The organism is Moorena sp. SIO4A5 (genome assembly GCF_010672005.1).
Taxonomy (GTDB): Bacteria; Cyanobacteriota; Cyanobacteriia; order Cyanobacteriales; family Coleofasciculaceae; genus Moorena.
Map to the genome: position 1 here is coordinate 1 of NZ_JAAHHZ010000600.1, position 3,018 is coordinate 3,018.

The 3,018-nt window shown below is 43.1% G+C and carries 4 protein-coding genes; 3 read left to right on the forward strand and 1 reads right to left on the reverse strand.

Annotated elements, in window-relative coordinates; all coding sequences use genetic code 11:
- Positions 1–1,180: 1,180 nt before the first annotated feature.
- The 3 genes from F6K57_RS41670 to F6K57_RS41680 all read left to right on the forward strand — a co-directional run bounded on the left by F6K57_RS41670 (position 1,181) and on the right by F6K57_RS41680 (position 2,340).
- Complete coding sequence (locus F6K57_RS41670) at positions 1,181–1,327, forward strand: hypothetical protein (RefSeq protein ID WP_293051220.1); 147 nt, start codon at positions 1,181–1,183, stop codon at positions 1,325–1,327.
- A 257-nt stretch (positions 1,328–1,584) separates the two neighbouring features.
- A complete protein-coding gene (locus F6K57_RS41675; protein WP_075898302.1) occupies positions 1,585–2,121 on the forward strand; it encodes a hypothetical protein in 537 nt (178 codons plus the stop codon).
- Between the two features lie 60 nt (positions 2,122–2,181).
- Complete coding sequence (locus F6K57_RS41680) at positions 2,182–2,340, forward strand: hypothetical protein (RefSeq protein WP_293075045.1); 159 nt, start codon at positions 2,182–2,184, stop codon at positions 2,338–2,340.
- Between the two features lie 78 nt (positions 2,341–2,418).
- Here F6K57_RS41680 and F6K57_RS41685 read toward each other — a convergent pair.
- The coding region (locus F6K57_RS41685) for a response regulator (RefSeq protein WP_293075047.1) at positions 2,419–3,018 on the reverse strand (600 nt) is incomplete at its 5' end.

Genomic DNA, 3,018 nt, shown 5'->3' on the forward strand with positions numbered 1-3,018 from the left:
GTGAGCTAGTTGAGGCGGTATAGCGTAGAGCTTCTTTTGATAGTGGCTAAAACTAACATGAACCAGGTAACGGTACCTGGTTCATGGTTATACTTATTCAACAAAATATCTAGCTAGGGTTTACAGAGTCTTACAGCCGACGCTCAACAAAAAAGTATATTCCTCCATTACTTACTTTCCTGAGTGGTTTGGCTTTTGATGTTTTAACAGTTTGGCTAGCCTAAGACGCTGAACAAAGATGCTTCAGATCATTACCACTAGCTAGTTAAAACATCGACCAATTAGGGCTAGACATGGTTTTAGTTGTCTAGGGTAGGTGGGAACTAAACTGAATTACTCCCATTCATGGTTATTTAACGCCTACCTTACCCTACATGTCTTGTTAATCTCTATGACTAAGTTTCTAGGGCTGTAAGTTCTTCAGGACAGGAGGCACAGTCCTGAATTCCGATTGGTTTGTGTGCCTATGATTAATGTATCAACTTGGCTGAACTTTTGGTAGACTCTGTTCAGAGAAATTTGCTTAACTTAAACTTTGTTTAAAAAGCCTATGAATTCGTAACGTTCGACAAATCCTATAGGATTTACGGCGCAAACCCGGTTATTGAGGGTAATTACACCGATTTCAGCCTTTGACTGATAAGAGAAACCGGGTTTTAAGGGTCTTGGTGTCTAAGTCCTGTACTAATCATTGATTCGAGAATATTCCACCCTCAGTAACTCTTCCGGAATCGAATTTGATCATGGGTATAGGGGTAAATGGATAAATTGGGGCATGGGATGATCTAGATTTTCGTTTGATTCATATGTTCAGCATTTTGTTAGCTTGTATTAGTTGACCAACGCTCTAAGGGAAAATCTGTCCAAATTTGATTAAACTTTCTCATCACCTGTCCTAGGTAGTGCCAAGGGTTAACTGGAAGTGGAAGGCACAGCCATTTGGCAAAATTAAGCTGAGGGGTGACACCCCTCATTAAAACTGCTATATTGTGATTATTGTAGATGCACCCTGATGATCAAGAGAGCTTGAAGACGGCTCTCTTATTTTTTTTAGGGAAAGGGATCGATACAGGATATCTCAAAAGCCGTGTGTACTCATTCAAAAACAACGCAAAACAAACAACGCAAAACTAGCGAATGCGATCGCATACTCTGTATATATCTGTATATCTAATGAGGGATGAGAGGATGGCTCACAGGGGTAGGTTTTTTACATTTGGGTAAAACATGGGACGACCCAGAGGGAGAGGAAAAGGAAAACAACGAACAAGCGATGCAGCGCGGTCATGGGGGAAACCCCCATGACCGCGCTGCATCAAGACAATGATGATTTTTAACGACAATAATGGTATATTTTCTTATCCCCCACACCCCACACCCCACACCCCACACCCCACACCCCACACCTGACGTCAAAGTAAAAAACCTACCCTTATGAGTGAGAGGATGGGGGGTGAGTTTTCTGATTCCTCCACCCCTGCTCTAGGTGAAATTTATCCTCTTGCGTAAAAAGGAAAGACTTGGGTGATAACTATATAGGTGCATCCCAGATTGACTTGAGCAAGTTGTGATGAGGAAATAAACATGAAAAAAGCACTATTAATCGGAGCGTTATTGGCCCAGACTACAACATTTGGTGCTAGTAAAGCCCTGGCTCAGGTTCCTGATTGGGTGATGGATGGAGCAGGATGTGTTCCCATTGATTCTGCTATACAACAAGACCTTTATCTGATCACGGCGGGACGGATTAAGTTCAAACCAGAAAAAACCGGTTCAATTACTGTCATTTGTCCAGTGTCTGTTAATGTTAAAAATGCCAACAACATTAGTGTTTCCTACCGTGATTCGACGGGAAGAAGTACGAATGCTCGTGTCACAGCAGCACTACGACGCATTAGAAAGCGTGATGGTGCTGTTAATACTGTCTCTGGATTAGTTTTTAATTCGGATACCAGAAGCGAAACTGCTTATACCTTCGAGGGAAGTTCAACCAGTAGTGAATCAGGTCATACCTTTGACCATTTCAATTACTACTACTATGTGCAGACTGCCCTGGTTCGGAGAAGCTCAAGCAATATCGTCGAGTTTGGGGGAGTTGAGCTAGGAAGAGTTATTTTTTAAGTCTGATCTCAATAGCACCCTCGTTAACGCTGAAACTTTGACGAAATAACCCATGATCCGGTGCGACCCAGCGTTTTCGTGGGAGCTAAGCGTGAACGCGCACCAAGAGATTGGCCTAAGGCCACGCTTCGCGATGAAGCTAAGCTTCCGCTAAAAGCGATTAGCCCGAAGGGCTACGCTACGCGAACGAGTCCGGTTAATCACTTCGTCTTTAGGTAAATCGTTAATTATTAATCGTTAATTGACGAACAACTAAAAATGATAAGTAGTCAACCGGACATTATATTACCAACAATATTAAATCAATACGTCTTCTACCATAATTTCATTTAACGTTTTCAATAACTCCCGCTCATTGTAAGGCTTAGAAAAATAAGCAGATGCACCTAAAGTCATAGCTAGTTTGCGATGCTTAGAACCACTCCGGGAGGTGAGCATAATAATGGGTAAGGTCTTTAAGCTTGGCTCTCCTTTGACCCGAGTTAAAAAGCCGTAGCCATCCAGCCTGGGCATTTCGATGTCACAAATAATGGCTTTAACCTCTAATCCCCGAAGCAGTTTTTCTATCCCATCCTGACCATCTTTGGCGTGTTCTACAATATACCCAGCTTTTTCTAACCCCAATGCCAACATCCGGCGCACGTTAATCGAGTCGTCAATGATTAAGATGGTGTCTTTAGTACTTGGTTGTATCCCGATCGAGGGAGGTTGTTGCTCCACAAATCCCTTTGAGGTGGAGCCATGTTGTGGGGATAAACTCTCTAGGTTACTGGTGCGCTGACAACTGATTATCCAGCGTAGCATGGCGTTGGCGTCTACCAGAGGAACCACTCGACCGTTGCCGAGAATGGTACAGCCGCTAAATCCATCAGGTAACCCTAGGGTTCCTTCTACTTG

What these genes read in the sequence shown, in the direction of transcription:
- F6K57_RS41670 (WP_293051220.1), top strand. Translation starts at nt 1,181, where the DNA reads ATGAGAGGATGGCTCACAGGGGTAGGTTTTTTACATTTGGGTAAAACA.
- F6K57_RS41675 (WP_075898302.1), top strand. Translation starts at nt 1,585, where the DNA reads ATGAAAAAAGCACTATTAATCGGAGCGTTATTGGCCCAGACTACAACA.